An 18,771-nucleotide genomic window follows, 5' to 3' on the forward strand; every position below is an offset into this window, starting at 1 on the left:
ACTAGTGGCCGCGGCGCAACATCCAGCGCCGATCGATGGCAGCGCCGCGCGCGGACCAGCGCTCGAACTCCGTGACGAGCGCCGACTCGTCTTCGGCGAGCAGCGGCGCAAGCCAGTCACGCACGTCGGAGGGCGCGGCTGTGCAATACACGATGAGTGCGCTGGCGCCGGCGCGCCGGATGTCTTGCGGGCGGACGTGTGCGTGAAGCGCGGCTTTGGCGACCGCGACCAGATCGCGCCGCGCGTCGAGCACGATCAGCTTCAGCGTGCCAGCGCCGATCGGCTCAGGCGTGGTCACTTGAGGTAGCGTTCGAACCACGAGACGGTTTTCTGCCACGCGTCCTGCGCGACCTCTTCTCGATAGCCCGGACGGCCGACGTTCATGAACGCGTGCCCGACGCCGGCGTAGGAGTGGAACTCGTGCGGCTTGTTGAGGCGGGTCAACGCGGCGTCGATCTTCGCGACGTCGTCCGGGTTGGGGTTGCCGTCTTGCTCGCCGAAGAGCCCGAGCAGCGGCGCGCCGATCTTCGCGGACTCGTCGAACGGCGCCGGACCGTCGCCCCACGGCTGCATGATGCTGCCGCCGTAGAAGACGACGACCGCCTTGAACTCCGCGTCCTGCGTCGCCATGAGGTACGCGACGCGGCCGCCCATGCAGAAGCCGGTGATGCCGATGCGGTCGCCGCGCGCTTCCGGCAGCGACTTCAGGTGCGCCACCGCCGCCGAGACGTCAACGATGATCTTGTGGTCGCGGAGGCGGCCCATGCGCGTGAGCGGATCGTCGGCGTTTGCGGAATTGTCGCGGTGATACAGATCCGGCGCGATGCCGACGAAGCCCGCTTCGGCAATGCGCTCGGTCATCGACTGGATGAACTGGTCGACGCCGCCCGCATGCTGAATGACGACGACCGCCGGCGCGGGCGTCGTGGCGGGCAGCGTGACGTAGCAGCGCATCCTGGCGCCATTGGACTGGACTTCATCCCAACGTGTTTCCATGTTCGCCTCCCTGACGGTAGCCTAGCGGCACCCGGCGATAGACTCGACGTTCGCGGTGTTGCTGCTCGCCACGAGGAAGCGCGGCTAATCAGCCGCCGTCGCGAGCGCCGACAGCGCAGCGTCCGTCAGGCGGTAAACCGTCCAGTCGTCCATCGCGACGGCGCCGAGCGACCGATAGAACGCGATCGAAGGCTCGTTCCAGTCGAGTGCGGACCACTCGAGGCGCCCGCATCCGCGCTGGACCGCGATCTGCGCGAGACGCGACAGCAGCGCCTTGCCGTGGCCGCCCCCGCGATGCTCGGGGCGCACGAACAGGTCTTCGAGGTAGATGCCGGGCTTGCCGAGAAACGTCGAGAAGTTGTGGAAGAACAGCGCGAACCCCACGACATCGCCGGCGTGCTCGGCGAGGATAACCTCGGCGTACCGCCGCTCGCCGAAGAGGTACGCGCGCAACTCGTCTTCATCGAACACGGCTTCATGCGCGAGGCGTTCGTACTCGGCGAGGGCGCGGATCAGCGCCGCGATCGACGGGATATCGTCGGGTGTGGCATCACGGATCATGCGACAAGCGTAAACGCGATCGTCAGTGCGCGCTTTCGAACAGTGCGGTCAGGTCGTCGAGGCGGGTGAGCGCGCTGACGCCGGGCAGATCGGCGTTCTTGCGCGTAATGGCGCCGTCATCGTCGATTTCGTAGGTGTGCCCGGGGATCGAGCGCGACGCATCGCAACGGCGGGCTCGTGCTCGGCGAAGATCGCGTAGCGGGCGGCGAAGTCGAGCGGGTGCACGGGGTTCTTGCCGAGGACGATGTGGGCGTCGGTTTGCGGGCCGTCGGACACGCAACCGACATAGGCATCCTGCGCGAGACGCACGACGCCGTCCGCCGTCTCGATCTCCGACACCAGCACGAAGAAGTCGCCGCGGTCGTTCGACGCGTAGTCCAGGTATTGAGCCGTGACCTTGCCGACGATGAGGGCATCGGCGCGTGCGGCGGCGTCTGCTGCGCTGACCGGCTCGCTCCAGCCGTCGATCAGCGTCTCCCTGCGTTCGACGCCGGCGAACGACGCTCGCGCCTCGACGAGTTGTGTTTGCAGTTCGTCCATGCGTCCGCGATGCAGCGCCGTCACCGTGCCCGACCACTGGCTGAGGTTTTCGACGGTGATGTCCTGCGTCGGGATGGGCGTCGGATCTGAGGGTTCGCGCGTGGGGCACTCGAAGTCACGGGCGTCGGGACCGATTGCGCGCTGCTGTGGCACGTCGCCAGCCGATCGCGTGCGCGGCGTGCCGTCGCCGCACGCGGCGAGGAGCGCGAGCACCGGGGACATCGCCAGGGCGATGACGGGCGCGTGCCTGAGTGCAGCGGATACGAGGCGGCGCATGCCCGATCGTTGATCCGGGCCATCGGCCTGTCAATGAACGGCGGGCGAAGCGAACGGGCGTCTGTCAACGAGCGGCATCGAACGCCGCGAGCGTCGCTGCGTGGATGCTACTGCTATGCCGCCGCGGCGTCCGCGAGCGCGGCGGCATTCGTCGCGGGATACGATGTAGGCATGGCGTACGCGCGCGTGAACGGCGTCGATCTGTACTACGAGGAGCACGGCGAAGGGCCGCCGCTGATCTTCGCGCACGGGCTGATGGGCAGCACGGAGCTGGGGCGGGCGTTCGGCGAGAATATCGAGGCGATCGCTGAGCGCGGCGTGCGCGTCATAGCCTACGATGCGCGCGGCCACGGCCGCTCGGGGCACACGACGCGGCGGCGTGACTATCGATGGTCGTCGCTCGCGGAGGACATGCTGGGCGTGATGCACGCGCGCGGGCTGGAACGCGCGAGCGTGTACGGCGCGTCGATGGGGGCGGGCACGGCGTTGGTGCTGGCGCTCGCGCATCCGGCGGCGGTCGACAAGCTCATCCTGCGCGCGCCGCCGCCGATGGGCGAAGGAGCGGGCGAAGCGCGGAAGCTCTTCGGGACGCTGGCGACGATGTACCAGTTCCTGGGGCCGCGGCTGACGTCGGCGATGCTGATGCGGATGCCGCAGGTGCGGGCAGCGGACGCGGCGACGCCGGGCGTCAGCCTGCGAGCGTTCTTCGCATCGCAGCGGCGCGAGCGCGTCGTGCCGGCGATCCGCGGCGTGCTGTTCGACGAGCGCCTGCCCGTCGACAGGTTTTCGGAGATCGCACACCAGGCGCTGGTGCTGACGCACCCCGGCGATCCGATCCACCCTGAGGCTTCCGGGCGCATGCTGTACGAGGCTATGCCGCACGCACGCCTGGCCGCGGCGCCAACACGCGGGTACTGGCAAGAGAACCCCGACGCGCTCTCGCACGCGATTGCGGCGTTCGTGCGCGGCGAGCCGATCGCGCGGGGGTTGCCGCAGAAGGTGCGGCACGAGCAAGTGCCGGTCGACCGGGATGGTCGGCTGGAGGTTGGCGGCTAGAGGCTGGAAGCTGGAGGCTGGATTCCTCGGGTTGGAAGTTGGAGATTAGAGGTTAGAGGTGAGCCTGTTTGGACGTCCGCGATCTCCGCGTGGGGCTGTTGTGTTGCCGCTCGACGATCCGAAGCTCGCGGAGCATGCGCGCCGGCTCGCTGACTTCGCGAGTGAGCATAACGGCGAGGGCCACGAGTTGCGGATGGTGTCGGCAGGGAAGCGCGGGCAGACGATCGCGTGTGGCTGCGGAGGGATCCGTGACGACGCATCCGGCGGGATGCCGCTGGCGCTCATGGAAGACGAACTGATCGACGATGGCTAGCGTGCGGGGTGCGATCGTCCGGCGGTGGCGGATGCAGTCAGGGCACGCGGATGGCCAGCGCGGCATAGACGATGACTTCGGCGCGCACCGCTTGCCTGGTTGATGGCACGATTGCCGAAATCCCCGCCGACTCACCCGCGTCGATGCCGCCGGGAGCGAACGTGCTCGCCGCCCCGACCAGCTGGCCGTTGCCATCGCGGAGCAGGAAACAGGAGCCGTCAATGTTATAGAAGCGATCGTCGGGATTGGAGACGGTCGCGGTGACGCGGTTGCCGTTGAGTTGGACGTGGCTCACGGGGAGCGAGCGCCAGGACGGCGTGTTACCGGGGAAGCCCTGGATGCCGGAGATGACGACGTCCGGCGCGGCCACGCCATCGGGCAGGGGCAGGAGGAACGTCGCGGGGACGAGCTCGCCGGCCGGCGCCGCGATGCCGCAGCCGACGGGAACTTCATCGGCTCGATCGGCGGGCGACCCTGCGACCTGCGCGCCCAGGTGGACGCTGTAGAGATCGCGGCCGGTGGTGTTTTCGAACTGGCCGACGACGAGGGCGAAGCGACGGCCCGTGGCGTCGGTCACTTCACGGCGCGACTCGACGTGGAAGTCGTCGGGATCGAGCGTCGTGGTGCCGCAGCAGTCGAGCTTCGCCTGCGTGACGAACTCAAGCTGACCGGCCGGCGCAGCGTTGAAGTAGAGGATCGCCGTCGTGCGCGCACCGCGCCGCAGGTCCCACGGAAAGACGCCTGCGTGCGCTGTCTCGATGAGCGTTCCATCTGGGGCGCGAAGGTTGGCGCACAACTTGACGTCGCGGTAGTCGACGTTGGAGTCGTTGCTGAGTTCGACGTACGCGTAGCCGCGGACCAGGTTCCGCTCGAGCAGGCGGACGCGGATGTCGGCCGCGACGGCTCGATCGTCGTGGTCGATGCTCTCGGTCCGGATGACGGCGGAGAATGGCGGAATCGGTCCGTCGGTCGGGATGATGCGCGGATAACCGGTCGGTTCGCGACCGGGCATGTAGACGGTGTAGGTGGCCTTCTCGCCGGGGGCAAGCTGCTCAGGACACGTCCGCGCACTCGCCTGAAATCGCGCCCCTGCCGCATCGGTGATGTCCGCGTGGACCTTCGAGTCGGAGACGACGCCGCGCCCGGTGTTCAGGACTTCGCCGACCCACGGTCCGTCCCGGGCGTTTTGACGCGTCGCCGTCACGCAGGTCGCGGCGAACAGTGAAAGCGCGGAGAGCATCATGCCGATGGTGGCGATGCGTTTCATACCAAATAGAAACGCCTGGCGCGGACCCTAGGTTAACCGGCGATGTGGGCCTCGACGGCTTCCGACTCAGGCCCGTCAAGACAAAGACCGCCAGCGATGCATCACGGAAATACACTGCGAACTCCCGTGGAGAAGTGACCCCCGCGGCATGGCTACGGGCATACAATGGATTGAGAAATCCTGCACAATCGATGAGGGACGCCCGCAGGAAAGGGAGTGATGCGATGATCCTGATATCTGGCGGCACAGGATTCGTGGGCTCGGCGATCGTCAAGGAACTGCTGCGCCGGGACCAGCCGGTGGCGGTACTGGGCCGCGACGATGAGAAGATCCGCAAGAAGTTCGGCCATGACGTCGAGGCGCGCGAGGGCGACGTGCGCGAGCCCCAGTCGCTCGTCGCGGCGATGCAGGGCGTCGATACGGTCGTCAATGCCGTGCAGTTTCCGAATTCGCCGATCGAGAACCGGCGCAAGGGCTGGACGTTCGAGGACATCGACCTGAAGGGCACGCGCAACCAGGTGGACGCCGCGAAGACGGCCGGCGTCAAGCGCTTCGTGTACGTGAGCGGCGCCGGCGCGGACAAGGACGCCGACAAACACTGGTTTCGCTACAAGTGGGAGGCCGAGGCGTACGTACGCGGCAGCGGCCTCGAGTGGGTGATCGTGCGGCCGACGTGGGTCTTCGGGCCGGACGACGTGTCGCTCAATCGCTTTCTCGGCTTCGCGAAGCTGCTGCCGTTCGTGCCGATGTTCGGCGACGGGAAGCAGTCGATGCAGCCGGTATTCATCGACGACGCCGGCCGCGTGGTGGCGGACGCCGCGCTGAAGCCCGAGGCGGCAGGTCAGGTCTTCGAGCTGGGCGGCCCGGAGGTGATGTCGATGAACGACGTCGTCAAGACGGCGCTCGACGTGCAGGGCAAGAAGCGACGGCTGCTGCACCAGCCGGTGATCGTCGGCAAGACGCTCGGGCGATTCGCGTCGGTGTTGCCCGGGCCGCCGCTGAGCGCGGACGCGATCGACTTCATCACGGAGCCTGCGGTGGCGGACACGTCGAACCTGGAGGCGGTGCTGAAGCCGCGACTGACGCCGCTGCGGGAGGGGCTGGAGAGCTACCTGCGGTAGCGGGAGATACAAGGTGGGACGCAAGCCGTCAGCCGTCAGCCGTCAGCCGTCAGCCGTCAGTCGTGGAAGGTTTGGCCGTCGCTGCTAGCAATCTCTATGGCGATTCTGACGCGCTGACTTCTTGCATCAGCAGTTCGGCGGGGATGCGGGCGCGGCTGCGGCCGTAGCTCAGCAGCGGGATCAGCGATGCGATCAGCAGCGCCGCGATCGCGCCGAGGAAATATCGCACATCGACGCGGTCGACGAGGACGCCGGCGGTGAGCGTCGGGATGATCGAGGCCACGCTGCCAATCGCCGACTTCGTCGCGAAGATCTGGCCGAGGCGCGCGGTCTCGGCACGTTCGTAGATCAGCGCGCGCGATGACACGTTCACGAGCGCGATGCCGAGGCCGCCGAACGGCACGATGACCATCGTCGTGGCGACGGGCAGGTTGACGTTGAAGGTCTCGCGCGCCCATTCGAAGTACGCCCACTCTCGCATCGCTTCCGATAGCGGGTCGACGGCCGCGAGGGCGGCGAGCGCGCCCGCAAACGCGATGAACCCCAGCAGGGTGACCGTCGGGCCGCCGAGAAGGCGCGTCATGAGCGGCGCCACGGCGAGCCCGAACGCCACGCCGATCGCGCCAGGCGAGAAGATGTAGACGGCGTTGATGACGCCGGTCGAGAGCACGTCTTCCAGGTACCGCGGCACCGCCACGATGACCATCGTCGTGGCGGAGCTGAGGAGCACGAACTGGAGCATCGCGCGCGTGGCCAGCGGGTCGGCGCGGAAGTAGCGGAGGCCGAACGAGAACGACCGAAGGAGCCCTTCGCGGTGCTTGGGCGGCTCGGCGGGGGACAGGTTTCGGATGCCCGCGAACATGAAGAGGCCGCCGAACACGAGCAGCAACGTGACGACGAAGAGGCCGCTGGCGTCGAACGTCTTCAGCGCCAGGGGGGCGATGAAGCCGGCGCCGCCGAGTTGCGCGATCAGGCTGACGATGTACATCACGGCGTTCGACTGCACCATCATGCCGGGCGGTGTGACGGCGATGAGCGCGGCGTTCTCGGCGGGCGAGTAGAACTGGTAGATCGCCCAGATCAAGAGCGTCAGGCCGAGCACGAGTGGCAGGCTGACGTCGAAGCGGATGAACATGAGGATGATGGCAAGCCGCGCGACGAGCATGAGCAGGATCGTCATCTTGCGGGGCGTCGCGTCCGCGACGACGCCGCCGGGGATGCTGAGCAGCACGGACGGCAGCACGGAGCAGAGGACGAAGAGCGAGGTGCTGAGCGATGACTCCTGCTTCTCGATGACAAGGATGAACAGGCCGTAGATCAGCGCGTTCTGGCCGGCGAGCTGGAGCAGCTTGGCGATCGCGTACTGGCGGAAGCGTGCATCGAGCAGGAGCTGGCGCATGGCGGGGGCAGCGTAGCTGATTGGTGGTTGGTCGCTGGTCACTGGTCGCTGGAAGTTCGTGATCGGACATCGGAGGTCGGAGACCGGAGGTCGGAGAACAGCGGTCGGAGAACAACCAGACAGACACCAGGTGGCGAACAGCAAACAGCAGACAGCAAACAGCAAAGGGGATGGGTCCATGCGGCCGCGAGCGAAAACGGCGCCCTGGGTGTGTGCTGGCGGCGCCGGGGCCAGAAAAGATGGTGCGTACGCACCATTCCGGGCGGTTGGGTGCCGCGCGATATTGTGGACAAGGTAAAGTTTTCGTGACTTGACCGGGTCCGAGGTGGGCACGTACGGTTCATGAAACTTAACTGAGGTGGCGATGATCCGCACGCGGGTGTTCGAGGTGCTCGAAGAGCGCGGCCAGAAGCAGCGCTGGCTGCTGTCTGAGTTGAAGCGGCGCGGGTATCGCGTGAGCGAAGGCTATCTGTCGCAGTTGAAGGCCGGCACCAAGCAGCCCGGCCGCCAGTTCATCGAAGCCGTGTGTGAGATCTTCGGGATGCCCGAGCACCGGCTGTTCTACGACGAGGGGGCTACAAGCATGGCAACGAAGACCGCCCGCAAGACGAGCGCAAAGACGGCCGCATCGGCGAACGGACGCTCGAAGGGCAAGATCAACGTCGCGATCATCGGCGTCGGCAACTGCGCGTCATCGCTGGTGCAGGGCCGGTACTTCTACCAGGATGCCGGGGAAGGCCAGTTGATCCCTGGCCTGATGCACCCCACGCTCGGCGGCTATCACATCAGCGACATCAACTTCGTCGCCGCGATCGACATCGACGCGAACAAAGTCGGCAAGGATCTGAGCGAAGCGGTGTTCGAAACGCCGAACAACACGTTCAAGTTCTCGGACGTGCCGCACCAGGGCGTGCGCGTCTCGCGCGGCATGACGCACGACGGTCTCGGCAAGTATCTCTCGCAGGTGATCACGAAGTCGCGCGGCGGCACGGAAGACATCGTCAAGTTGCTGAAGGACACCGAGACGGACGTCGTCGTCAGCTATCTGCCGGTGGGTTCGGAGGAAGCCACCAAGTGGTACGTGGAGCAGGTGCTGGCGGCCGGGTGCGGCTTCGTCAACTGCATCCCGGTCTTCATCGCACGGGACCACTATGGGTACTGGCCGAAGCGCTTCCAGGAAGCGGGCCTGCCGATCATCGGCGACGACATCAAGTCGCAGGTGGGCGCGACGATCGTGCACCGGATGCTGACGCGGCTCTTCCGCGAGCGCGGCGTGCGCGTCGACCGGACGTACCAGTTGAACTTCGGGGGCAACACGGACTTCCTGAACATGCTGGAGCGGGAGCGGCTGGAGTCGAAGAAAATCTCTAAGACGAGCGCCGTCACATCCATGCTGGATTACGAATTGCCGGAGTCGGACGTCCACGTCGGCCCTTCTGACCACGTGCCGTGGCTGCTGGACCGCAAATGGTGCTACATTCGGATGGAAGGCACGACCTTCGGCGATGTGCCGCTGAACGCGGAACTGAAGCTGGAGGTGTGGGACAGCCCGAACTCCGCAGGCGTGGTGATCGATGCGATCCGGTGCTGCAAGCTGGCGCTGGACCGCGGTCTGGGCGGGCCGCTGATTGGCCCATCGGCGTACTTCATGAAGTCGCCGCCGCAGCAGTTCCCGGACGACGTGGCCCACGACATGGTGGAGGAGTTCATAGCAGGGTGAGGCCGCATTGCTCGACAGGCTCGTCTACTGGCTGTTCCGCCTGGCGATCCTCGTCACCCGGCCGCTGCCGCTTCGCCTGGGCTACTGGTTCGGTGAGCGCGTCGCCCTCATCTGCTACTGGGTGATCTTTCCCCGCCACCGCAAGGCGCTGAACGCGAACCTGGCGCACGTCCTGCAAAGCGACGACGCCAGGTTCGTCGACTCCGTGGCACGGGACTCCTTCCGCAACTTCGGAAAGTACGTCGTCGACTTCATCCACTACCCGTCGATGTCGCGCGAAGAGGTGCGCCGGCGGCTGCGCTTCGACCAGTGGGCCGAGCTCGAAGAAACGCGGGACTCCCGCCGCGGCGTGATCATCGCGACGCTGCATTTCGGTAGCTGGGACCTGGGCGCGGCGGCGCTCGCGGCTTACGACTACCCGATCAACGCCATCGCGGAGACGTTCAGCTACCCGCCGATGAATGACCTGGTGCAGGGCTCGCGCGAGCGGCTCGGCATGAAGGTGATCGGGCACGATCGGCTGGGGCCGACGGTGTTCAAGGCGCTGCGGCGCGGCGAGATGCTGGCGATGCTCGTCGATATTGCGCCGAAAGACGCCGGCGGCATTCGCGTCGAGTTTTTCGGGGCGCCGGCGCTGGTTTCGTCGGCGCCGGCGCGCATCGCGCTGCGGACGAACGCCTGGGTGCTGCCGGCCGTCGTGCTGCGCGGGCCAGACGATGACATGATCATCAGGCCGATCATCGACTCGTCGCTGCGCGACTTCAGAGCGAGCGGCGACACTACGCGCGATGTGCAGGACCTGACGCGGCTGATCATGCGTTCGATGGAGCAGACGATCCGCGCGTATCCCGGGCAGTGGTTCATCTTCCGCCGCATGTGGGCCCGCAAGCGAGTGACCGCGGCGGCGGCGCAGCGTGTCGCCGGGGAGGCCTGAGGCGTGGCGTTGATCCCGCGCCCGCGGCTCTGGAAGTACTACCTGATGGTCGCCGTGATCCAGACGATCGGCCGGCTGCCGCTCGGCTGGCGTTACGGCATCGCCCGCTTCGTGAGCGACCGGCTGTACAACCGCCGCCGGTCGATCCGCGAAAACACGCGCAGCAACGTGCGACATGTGCTCGGGCCGGATGCAACCGAAGACGAGGTGAATCGCATCGCGCGGCAGTGCACGCGTAACGCCGGGCGCTATTACGCCGACGTCATCGGGATGCATCGGATGGACGTGCGGCGTTTTTACGAGAACGACCTTGTCCTGGAGGGCGTCGACTACGTGCGGGAGGCGCAGGCGGCGGGACGGGGCGTGGTGCTGGCATCGGCGCACTACGCGAACCCGGAGTTCGCGGTGCAGGGGCTGGCGGCAGTCGGCATCCAAGTATTCGCGCTCGTCGAGCCGCTGCAGCCGCCGGAACTCGGGCGGCTGATGTGGAACCTGCGCCGCGTCCACGGGCACGTCTACGAGCCGGTGAGCTTCGCGGCGGTGAAGAAGGCGCTGGCGTGGCTGCGCAACGGCGGCGTCGTGGCGATCCTGATCGACCGCGATATCCAGAACCGCGGCATCGACCTGGAGCTGTGCGGGGCGCAGGCTCGCTTTCCGACGGGCGCGATCGACCTGGCGCTGCGCACGAACGCCGTGGTCTTGCCCGGTTGGGTGAAGCGCACGGGCGGCTTCAAGGTACACGCGAAGATCGGACCGCCGCTGGAGATGGTGCGCACCGGCAACAACGAGCACGATCTGCGGGTCAACAGCGCGGCGCTGCTGAAGCTGTTCGAGGCGCACCTGCGCAACGATCCGGGGCAGTGGAGCGTGCTCGACCGCATCTGGCGGGATGACGTCGCGGAGGCGGAACGCACATCCCCCGACGAACAGGCGTCCGAACCGCAGGCAGTACAATGATCGTGATCGGCGCGTTGTAGCGCCGATCGTGTTCTGGACGGAGCGCCGTGGGTAAGGCCGATCTGCACATCCACACGCGCTACGGCGACGGCATGGCGACCGTGCCCGACCTGCTCGAGTACGTCGAGCAGACGACGGACCTTGATGTCATCGCCGTGACCGAGCACGACACGCTGCGCGCCGCCGATGAGGCGCGCGAACTGCACGCGCGACGTGATTATCGCTTCGCGCTCGTCATGGGTGAAGAAGTGACGACGCTCGACGGCCACCTACTGGCGCTGTTCATCGAAGAGCCCGTGCCGTCGTTCCGGCGCATGGAACCGACGCTCGAGGCGATCCACCGCCAGGGCGGGCTCGCGATCGTGCCCCATCCGCTGTCGTGGCTGACGCGCAGCGTGCACGCGCGGGTGCTCGATCGCGTGGCGCTGACGCCGAATGGCGGCATCCACTTCGACGGCATCGAGGAGTACAACCTGAGCCCCGCGGGACGCGTCACGTCGGCACGCGCGCGAAGGCTGAACCGCGAACGTTATCACCTGGCGGCGCTGGGCTGCAGCGATGCGCACTTCCTGGCATCGGTCGGCAGCGCGTACACACGCTTTGAAGGCACGACGGCCGGCGAACTGCGCCGCGCGATCGACGCGAAGACGACGGAAGGCGCCGCGGGGCGCGCGCCACGTATGAACGAACTGGGCTACCGGAACATCGCCGTGCAGTCGTGGCGCGGGATGATGGCGACGCCGCGCAACATGGGCTGGGCGCCGACGATCCGCAGCTTCATCACGAGCCGTGGACGCTACCGTCACCCGCCGGAGACACCGCGCGAGGACGTGGCGCCATGAAGATCGCGCTCGTGTCGCCGTACGACTGGAGCGTAAGCGGCGGCGTCAACAACCACATCCGCCATCTCGCGGAGCAGTTCGTCGAACGCGGGCATGAACCGCACATCGTCGCGGCGGGATCAAAGAAGGCGCAGAGCGACATCTGCCCGATCACGACGATCGGACGCGCGATACCGTTGCGCGTGAGCGGCTCCGTCGCGCGGATCACGCTCTCGCTGCGCGTGGCCGGGCACGTGCGGCGCTTCCTCGACGAGCACGAGTTCGACATCATCCACGTACACGAGCCGTTCATGCCGCAATTGCCGGTCCAGTTCCTGCGCTATTCGACGAGCGTGAACGTCGGCACGTGGCACGCCGCGCGCGACTCGAACTTCGTCTACCTGTACGGACGGCGGCTGATCAAGCGCTGGGCGGCGAATCTCGACGGCAAGATCGCCGTATCCACGGCCGCCGTGAAGCACATCGAAAAGTACTTTCCGGGGTACTACAACATCATTCCGAACGGCGTCGACGTCGAGCACTTTGCGCGGGATGCGGACGCGATGCCGGAATTCAGCGACGGCAAGCTCAACGTGCTGTTCGTCGGGCGGCCGGAGAAGCGCAAGGGGTTGAAGCACCTGATCCGCGCCTTCGTCGGCGTGCAGCGCGCGATCCCCGGCACGCGGCTGATCGTCGTCGGGGCCGGCGACTTCGGACGCTACGAGAGCGCCGTGCGGCGCGCCAAACTGCAGAACGTGCGCTTTCGCGAGAACGTGCCGTTCGACGAGTTGCCGCGCTACCACCACTCGGCGCACGTCTTCTGCGCGCCGAACACGGGATTCGAAAGCCAGGGCATCGTGCTGCTGGAGGCGATGGCGGCGGGACTGCCGATCGTCGCGTCGAACATCGATGGCTTCGCCGGCGTGCTGACGCACGGCGTCGAAGGGCTGCTGGTGCGCCCCGAAGACGCGGCGGCGTTATCGGGCGCGATCGTCGGGTTGTTGCGCGACCCGGAACGGCGCGACGCGATGGCCGAGCGCGGCCGCGAGCACGCACAGCACTTCGCGTGGGAGCGCGTCAGCCAGCGGGTGCTTTCGTACTACGAACGGCTGATCTACGAGCGCCAGATCGTCGACCGCGAGGCGGCGGCTGCGGATGGCGACGCGTTGCCGGCTGAGCGGAGCGTGCTGGGGGTTTAGCGGCGTATCCGTACGGTGTGAGCACGCTCAGGCATCCGGGCCGGAATCGTGTTCCAGCTTGCCCAACTCGATCATGCTCGCGAGGTCGTCTGCCACCTCGGGCGCGTACTGGCCGATCACGTTGCGCACATCCGCGAGTCCTTGGTCATCGGCGAAGCCGAGCATGCGGCCGACGTCTGCGACGTCCTGCAGCCGCCCCGATTCGAGCTTCATCAGCACGAGAAACGGCAGCGTGAGAACACGCGAGCCAGCCGGGTCTGCGTTCGTTGTCGCAAGTTCCAACGCGGTCACCCACCGCGAGCCATCCACGCTGATGAGATCGAGTTGCTGACCGGAGGGCGCGCGCCACGTCGAACCGCCGATCGAGAGCGCGCCCAGCTTCTCGTAGCCGGCGGCGCTTAGACGCGCCTCCGCCGTGTTCGCATCTCCGGCGAGCACGACGACGTCAAGGTCGCTTGTCGCGCGTTCCGGCATATAGAGACGCGTGGCTACGGCTCCGACGATCGCCCATCGCAGACCTTCGAGCGCGCCGGTGAGATCGGGCCACTGCGCCATATCGCTCCAATCCGTGAGCTTGAGAAGAGAGCCAGAGCCGGGCTTCTGGCGACGTCGCGCAACGCTGATGAGCAGGCGTCGCGTGCGACGGGCCAGTTCTTCGCGCGTGATCGCCATGGTGCGCCTCCGCACCATTGTACGGGGCCGGGCAAGTGGAGTCGGCGCCGTCAGAACTCCGCCGACACGCCATCCAGCGTGGCGACCTCATCATCGGACAGGCGGAGATCTGATGCCGGCAGCAGGTCCGCGAGTTGCGCGCGCGTGTTGGCGCCGACGATCGGGGCGGTGATCGCCGGTTTGGAGAGCAGCCAGGCGAGCGCGACGGCGGCGATCGTCGTCGCGTGGGCGCCGGCGATGGCGGCGAGCGCGTCGATCGCGGCGAAGCCCCTGTCGTTCAGGTAGCGCTGCTTGATGCGGTCCGCGCGCTGGCTCTTCGGGACGCCGGCGCCCTTGCGGTACTTGCCGGTGAGGAAGCCAGCGGCGAGCGGGCTGTACGGGATGACGCCGATACGCTCACGCTCGCACAGTGCGGCGAGGTCCGCTTCGAACTCGCTGCGATGCACCATGTTGTAGTGCGGCTGCAGGCTGACGAACGCCGGCAGCGACTTCGCGCGGGCGACGTCGAGCGCCTGTTGCAGTTGATCCGCGCTGTAGTTCGACGCGCCGACGTATCGCAGCTTGCCGCCGGCGATCAGTTCGCCGAAGACGGTGAGCGTTTCTTCGATCGGCGTGTCATCGTCGGGCCAATGACACTGGTAGAGGTCGATCGTGTCCACCTGCAGCCGTCGCAGGCTGTCCGCGACGGCGCGCGTGATGTGCGCGCGGCCCAGGCCTTCGCCGTCGCGGGCAGACCACATCTTGCCGCGCACCTTCGTGGCGATGACAAGGGAGTCGCGGTTGCCGCGCTGCTTCATCCAGCGGCCGATGATCTCTTCCGAGACGCCGCCGGGGTTGCCGGGCGACCAACTGCTGTAGATGTCCGCGGTATCGATGAAGTTGCCGCCGGCTTCGACGAAGGCGTCCATGACGTCGAACGACGCCGTCTCGTCGGTAGTCCAGCCGAACTGCATGCTGCCGAGGCAGATGTCGGAGACGCTGAGGTCCGTGGTGCCGAGCTTGCGTGTGTTCACGGGCTGAGCGTAGTCGTTCGCTGCGCAACGCGGTAGGCGCGCGCACTCGCCTGGCGGCAGTCACCGTCGTCGCAGCGCGGCGAGCGCCGTCCATGCTCCCATCACGAACGCCAGGCACGCAAACCCGAGCAGCCAACGAGAGAGGGACTCGGTGATCGGCTCCTCCGAGGTGCCGGTGCCAGGCAACTGGGGCGGTGCGGGCGATGCCGTCTCCACGGGAACCGGCGGTGGGGAGTCTTCGAGCGCTCTTGCCAGGACCGCGGGTTGCGACTCACCGCTCGCGTTGAACGCGACGACCGACACCCGCACAATATCACCCGTGAACGCACGCGCAGTTGCCGAGAGCGCGACCGACGTGACGTTGGCGCCTACCTGATACTCCTCCGACTGTGGCGTGGCATCTCCTGCCTGACGTGAGTAGACAATCCGGAACCCATCCTCGTTGTCAGAGTTGTCCTGCCACGTGATCGGGCCGGACAGATCGAGGGTGACGTTGCTGGGTGCCGCCGGCACGGCAGATGGCGTCGAATCAATCGCCGGTGTCGGCGTGGCGTCGCCAAAGGCGGCGACACTTCCGTAGCCAAATCGCGCGCCCAGCGATATCAAAACTGCGACGGTGATGGCGGTGCTCACGGCTCGGCGAATCATCACAGACTCCCTTCTGAAAAATGCTTGCCTCTTTCGGGCAAAAATATCCTGTTGACAGTCGTTCGCCGCGCAACGCGGTAGGCATGGAGCGCGCTCGTCACGCTTCCGGCCGGTACGTCCCGAAGCTCCAGACGTTGCCTTCGAGGTCGCGGACGGTGTAATCGCGGCCGCCGTAGTCCTGATCGACGGGCGCCATCAGGATCTGCGCGCCCGCCGCCTTCGCGCGTTCGTAGTGCGCATCGGCGTCAGGGACGATCACGTAGATGCCCATGCTGACGCCGGGCAAGTCGCGCGGGCTCTTCATGCCCATGCCATCGTCCTTGGCGGTCGACAGCATGATGACGCCGTTGCCGATGCGCATCTGCGCGTGACCGATCTCGCCGTCCTGTTCGCCGTAGACGGCTACCGTCTCGAGCCCGAACGCCTTCTCCAGCCAATCGATGGCGGCGCGCGCGTCCTTGTACCGCAGGAACGGCACGATATCGGCGGTGACGGCAGTCTTTGCGTCTGGCATGGAACGATCCTCCTACGGTAGTTCGAGGCGATGATAGCGCGTCGCTCATCGCGATGCTTGTACGCAGTTACCGCTCCGGCGCCAACTCTAAGAGTCCTCTCACGTACGCCTCATCGGCGCCTCACGCGCCGAACTCATACTGGGCGGATGGACGAAGCTCGAAGGCGTCTGCTTGCGATCGAAGATGAGGGCTTGCCGGCGCTTCCCGCCATGCTCGGCGATGAGGCCGCGTCCATGCTCGATGCGGCCGTGACAGACGGCGGCGGGCGCGTGTTCTCGGCGCGACCGGCGCAGGTCACGTGGCGCCCGGGGCGCTCGCTGGCCGAGACGTACGACGCGCGCGTCGGTTGCGGCGGAAAACGCAGCCAGCCAGACTCGGACCGTGCGCGGCATGGGGTACCGGCTCGTCAGCGACGCGCCGTAACGACGCGATGCACGGGCGTCACTGAGCAGCCCCTTTGACCGTGGGTATTGGAGAAGGCCCGCTCGAATGAGCGGGCCTTCCCGGCGTTGGTGTTAAAGCGCGCGCTTAACGCTGGCGCAGACGCGTTGCGCCCGCCGCTGCCGCCGCGAACAGCCCGATGCCGCCCGTGACGAGCAGCGCGATGAGCCACAGCCTCGTGGCGGTCCCGTCCGAGGGACCTGTCCCCGTGTCGGGAGCGATCACACCCGTCGCCGGCGTCGGGCTCGGCGCTGGCGCGGGCGGCGTCGGCTCGATCGCCACGGCTCCGACCTCGCCGCAGGCGACGTACAGCCCGGCCTGCGCTTCAGACTGGTGGATGTTGATGGCGTAGTCGCCCGCTGACAAATCAGCGATCGGGATGCTGACAAACGCGAATGAGAAACCATTAAGCACGCTGGCGAGCGGCGAGGCGATGCCGCCGACGCCGGGGCAGTCGCCGTCGTGGATGTGCGCCGGCTGAAGGGCGCCCGCCGCGCCTGCCGCGATCTGGATACCGACGCCGGTGACTTCGGGGGACGCTTCGAAGAGGAACGCCTGACCGAGCTGACTGCCATCGCGGCCGGGACCGAGTTCGATGAGCAGTTCGCCGATGCCGGGTTCGCCGCCGCCGTCGTCCTCTTCCTGCTCACTGACGTATTCCAGGTACGCGCGGGTCTGCGGATCAGTCTCGTTGTAGGTGAAGTTCGCGCTCGTTATCAGACCATCGACGACGGTAATCGAGAATGGCTGCAGGTAACGGCCGACGCCTGCTGCGTCGGAGTCATTGTCGGAAAGCGTTGCAAGACCGGTGACTTCGCCCGTGTCTTCATCGACGCTGACGCCGCTGAGCGCGATCTCGATGTTCTGGGCGGCGATCTCCTCGAAGATCAACGCGACGGCAGGCTTGCCGATGGCGGCGAACGAGCCGCCGATCAGGCTGATGTCGGTGAAGGACGTGTCGTCGGCAAAGAGGGCGAGAATCGCGGCGGCGTCGCCCGCTTCGACGGCGGCGGCGAACGCATCGACGACGTCGGCCGGTTCTTCCTGCGCGTGCGTCGCGCGCACGTTCAGGCTTAGGGCGCCGAGGATGGCGACGGACATGATGAACAAGAGGCGGATGGTGGAGTGGCGCATGGGGGCCTCCGTGGGAGACAGATTGGCGGTCCCGCCAGGTTTGTGGGGTTAGTGTCGAGAGCGTAGCCCTCGAATAAAGGGGCGGTCAAGAGCGCGATTCGCAGTGCGCCGTGCGCCGTCCGTCGACGAGCGGCAGGCTCGGAGGCTGTATGCAGGCGACCGATGCCTTCAAGCCTTCCCGAGCGCATACTTTTCTCGAAGGGAGGCACGTCTTGGCATTGGCAGACCGCACACCACCGACGCCGGCGGACTACAAGGACTACAAGCGGCGCTTCAGCAACTGGGGGCGCTGGGGCGACGACGATCAGCTCGGGACGCTGAATCACATCACGCCTCAGCGTCGTATTGCGGCGGGGGCGCTCGTGCGCAACGGCACGAAGGTCTCGCTCGCGAATCCGCTGGCAACGGCGCGCGTCGCCGGGCCGCGACGCAACGCGCAGCCCGCGGAGCATCGCATGAACGTCGGCGATGGCGGCTGCAGCGACTACATCGGCGTCTCGTATCACGGCTTCGTCAACACGCACATCGACGCGCTGTGCCACATCTATACGGAAGACGGCAAGCTGTACGGCGGCCGCCCGTCGTCGGACATCACGCCGGAAGGCGCGACGTGCAACTCGGTCGATGCGTGGCGCGAAGGCATCGTCACGCGCGGCGTGCTGTACGACGTGCCGCGGCACCGTGACACCGGCTACGTGACGGATGACGCGCCCGTACACGGCTGGGAACTCGAGGACATCGCGCGCGAGCAGGGCGTGACGCCGCAAGGCGGCGATGCGGTGCTCGTGCGCATGGGGCTGGCGGCGTTCTGGGCGGCGAACCCCGACTTCGAGCCGCCGTGGCTGGCGCCCGGGCTGCACGCATCCGCGCTCGAGTTCCTGTACGAGCACGACGCGGCGCTGCTTGGCTGGGACCTGATGGAGGCGCCGGGGCAGGAGGCGTACGGCGCGCCCGCGCTGCCGATCCATTCGATCGCGATCCCGTACATGGGGCTGCCGCTGCTCGACAACGCGAACTTCGATGCGCTTGCCGAGGCGTGCGCGGCCGCCGGACGATGGGAGTTCATGCTGACGATCGCGCCGCTGGTCGTGCTGGGCGGCACGGGGTCGCCGGTGAATCCGATCGCGGTGATGTGACGGGGAACCTCACCCCCCGGCCCCCTCTCCGCCGAGCGGAGAGGGGGAGCTT

Annotated in this window: 21 protein-coding genes; 10 read left to right on the forward strand and 11 right to left on the reverse strand. The window is 67.1% G+C overall.

Translation table 11 applies throughout. The features are described from left to right. Position 1: 1 nt before the first annotated feature. The 4 genes from WEB52_13485 to WEB52_13500 form a co-directional block, all read right to left on the reverse strand. The gene (locus WEB52_13485) at positions 2-298 is read right to left on the reverse strand and encodes a hypothetical protein (GenBank protein ID MEX2227450.1); all 297 of its coding nucleotides are present in this window, start codon (positions 296-298) and stop codon (positions 2-4) included. Next, on the reverse strand, positions 295-996 hold the full coding sequence (locus WEB52_13490) for a dienelactone hydrolase family protein (protein ID MEX2227451.1): 702 nt from the start codon (positions 994-996) through the stop codon (positions 295-297). Before WEB52_13490 ends, WEB52_13485 begins: the two co-directional genes overlap by 4 nt. 84 nt (positions 997-1,080) lie before the next feature. Continuing rightward, positions 1,081-1,557: a GNAT family N-acetyltransferase gene (locus WEB52_13495; GenBank protein MEX2227452.1), complete on the reverse strand. Its 477-nt coding sequence runs from the start codon at positions 1,555-1,557 to the stop codon at positions 1,081-1,083. Positions 1,558-1,605: 48 nt separating this feature from the next. Beyond that, entirely contained in the window at positions 1,606-2,373 is a 768-nt protein-coding gene (locus WEB52_13500; protein MEX2227453.1) for a hypothetical protein, read from the reverse strand. Between the two features lie 171 nt (positions 2,374-2,544). Here WEB52_13500 and WEB52_13505 point away from each other — a divergent pair, with 171 nt between their 5' ends. Together WEB52_13505 and WEB52_13510 are read left to right on the forward strand one after the other, a co-directional pair. After that, positions 2,545-3,429 carry an alpha/beta hydrolase gene (locus WEB52_13505; protein ID MEX2227454.1) on the forward strand — a complete coding sequence of 295 codons (885 nt, stop codon included), beginning with the start codon at positions 2,545-2,547 and terminating at the stop codon, positions 3,427-3,429. Between the two features lie 103 nt (positions 3,430-3,532). Beyond that, the gene (locus WEB52_13510) at positions 3,533-3,742 is read left to right on the forward strand and encodes a hypothetical protein (protein ID MEX2227455.1); all 210 of its coding nucleotides are present in this window, start codon (positions 3,533-3,535) and stop codon (positions 3,740-3,742) included. 37 nt (positions 3,743-3,779) lie between these two features. Here the strand turns inward: WEB52_13510 and WEB52_13515 are convergent, their stop codons facing one another. Next, on the reverse strand, positions 3,780-5,009 hold the full coding sequence (locus WEB52_13515; GenBank protein MEX2227456.1) for a hypothetical protein: 1,230 nt from the start codon (positions 5,007-5,009) through the stop codon (positions 3,780-3,782). A 224-nt stretch (positions 5,010-5,233) separates the two neighbouring features. Between WEB52_13515 and WEB52_13520 the strand changes: the two genes are divergently transcribed. Next, positions 5,234-6,130 carry a complex I NDUFA9 subunit family protein gene (locus WEB52_13520; GenBank protein MEX2227457.1) on the forward strand — a complete coding sequence of 299 codons (897 nt, stop codon included), beginning with the start codon at positions 5,234-5,236 and terminating at the stop codon, positions 6,128-6,130. A gap of 94 nt (positions 6,131-6,224) precedes the next feature. On the opposite strand, the gene WEB52_13525 is transcribed toward WEB52_13520, so the two are convergent. Continuing rightward, positions 6,225-7,529 (reverse strand): MFS transporter, encoded by a 1,305-nt coding sequence (locus tag WEB52_13525; protein ID MEX2227458.1) that lies wholly within the window; start codon positions 7,527-7,529, stop codon positions 6,225-6,227. A 583-nt stretch (positions 7,530-8,112) separates the two neighbouring features. Here WEB52_13525 and WEB52_13530 point away from each other — a divergent pair. Genes WEB52_13530 through WEB52_13550 form a run of 5 tightly spaced genes read left to right on the forward strand, consistent with a single transcriptional unit; the run spans position 8,113 to position 13,160 of the window. Beyond that, positions 8,113-9,249 (forward strand): inositol-3-phosphate synthase, encoded by a 1,137-nt coding sequence (locus WEB52_13530; protein MEX2227459.1) that lies wholly within the window; start codon positions 8,113-8,115, stop codon positions 9,247-9,249. 7 nt (positions 9,250-9,256) lie between these two features. Then, on the forward strand, positions 9,257-10,183 hold the full coding sequence (locus tag WEB52_13535) for a hypothetical protein (GenBank protein ID MEX2227460.1): 927 nt from the start codon (positions 9,257-9,259) through the stop codon (positions 10,181-10,183). Between the two features lie 3 nt (positions 10,184-10,186). After that, positions 10,187-11,140, forward strand: coding sequence for a lysophospholipid acyltransferase family protein (locus WEB52_13540; protein ID MEX2227461.1), 954 nt, complete (start codon positions 10,187-10,189; stop codon positions 11,138-11,140). 47 nt (positions 11,141-11,187) lie between these two features. Continuing rightward, the gene (locus WEB52_13545; protein MEX2227462.1) at positions 11,188-11,982 is read left to right on the forward strand and encodes a PHP-associated domain-containing protein; all 795 of its coding nucleotides are present in this window, start codon (positions 11,188-11,190) and stop codon (positions 11,980-11,982) included. Next, positions 11,979-13,160, forward strand: a complete 1,182-nt coding sequence (locus WEB52_13550) for a glycosyltransferase family 4 protein (protein MEX2227463.1) — start codon at positions 11,979-11,981, stop codon at positions 13,158-13,160. The genes WEB52_13545 and WEB52_13550 overlap by 4 nt, the downstream gene beginning before the upstream one ends. 27 nt (positions 13,161-13,187) lie before the next feature. Here WEB52_13550 and WEB52_13555 read toward each other — a convergent pair whose 3' ends face one another. The 4 genes from WEB52_13555 to WEB52_13570 form a co-directional block, all read right to left on the reverse strand. Further along, positions 13,188-13,832, reverse strand: coding sequence for a hypothetical protein (locus WEB52_13555; GenBank protein ID MEX2227464.1), 645 nt, complete (start codon positions 13,830-13,832; stop codon positions 13,188-13,190). Between the two features lie 50 nt (positions 13,833-13,882). After that, a complete protein-coding gene (locus WEB52_13560; GenBank protein MEX2227465.1) occupies positions 13,883-14,845 on the reverse strand; it encodes an aldo/keto reductase in 963 nt (320 codons plus the stop codon). A gap of 60 nt (positions 14,846-14,905) precedes the next feature. Then, complete coding sequence (locus WEB52_13565) at positions 14,906-15,493, reverse strand: hypothetical protein (protein MEX2227466.1); 588 nt, start codon at positions 15,491-15,493, stop codon at positions 14,906-14,908. A gap of 97 nt (positions 15,494-15,590) precedes the next feature. After that, positions 15,591-16,007: a VOC family protein gene (locus WEB52_13570; protein MEX2227467.1), complete on the reverse strand. Its 417-nt coding sequence runs from the start codon at positions 16,005-16,007 to the stop codon at positions 15,591-15,593. 147 nt (positions 16,008-16,154) lie between these two features. Here WEB52_13570 and WEB52_13575 point away from each other — a divergent pair, with 147 nt between their 5' ends. Next, complete coding sequence (locus WEB52_13575; GenBank protein MEX2227468.1) at positions 16,155-16,469, forward strand: hypothetical protein; 315 nt, start codon at positions 16,155-16,157, stop codon at positions 16,467-16,469. A 67-nt stretch (positions 16,470-16,536) separates the two neighbouring features. Here the strand turns inward: WEB52_13575 and WEB52_13580 are convergent, their stop codons facing one another. Then, positions 16,537-17,583 carry a hypothetical protein gene (locus WEB52_13580; protein ID MEX2227469.1) on the reverse strand — a complete coding sequence of 349 codons (1,047 nt, stop codon included), beginning with the start codon at positions 17,581-17,583 and terminating at the stop codon, positions 16,537-16,539. 212 nt (positions 17,584-17,795) lie between these two features. Between WEB52_13580 and WEB52_13585 the strand changes: the two genes are divergently transcribed. Next, positions 17,796-18,719: a cyclase family protein gene (locus WEB52_13585; protein ID MEX2227470.1), complete on the forward strand. Its 924-nt coding sequence runs from the start codon at positions 17,796-17,798 to the stop codon at positions 18,717-18,719. Positions 18,720-18,771: the final 52 nt, after the last annotated feature.

It is taken from the genome of Dehalococcoidia bacterium, from assembly GCA_040902535.1.
Classification (GTDB): domain Bacteria; phylum Chloroflexota; class Dehalococcoidia; order DSTF01; family JACRBR01; genus JBBDXD01.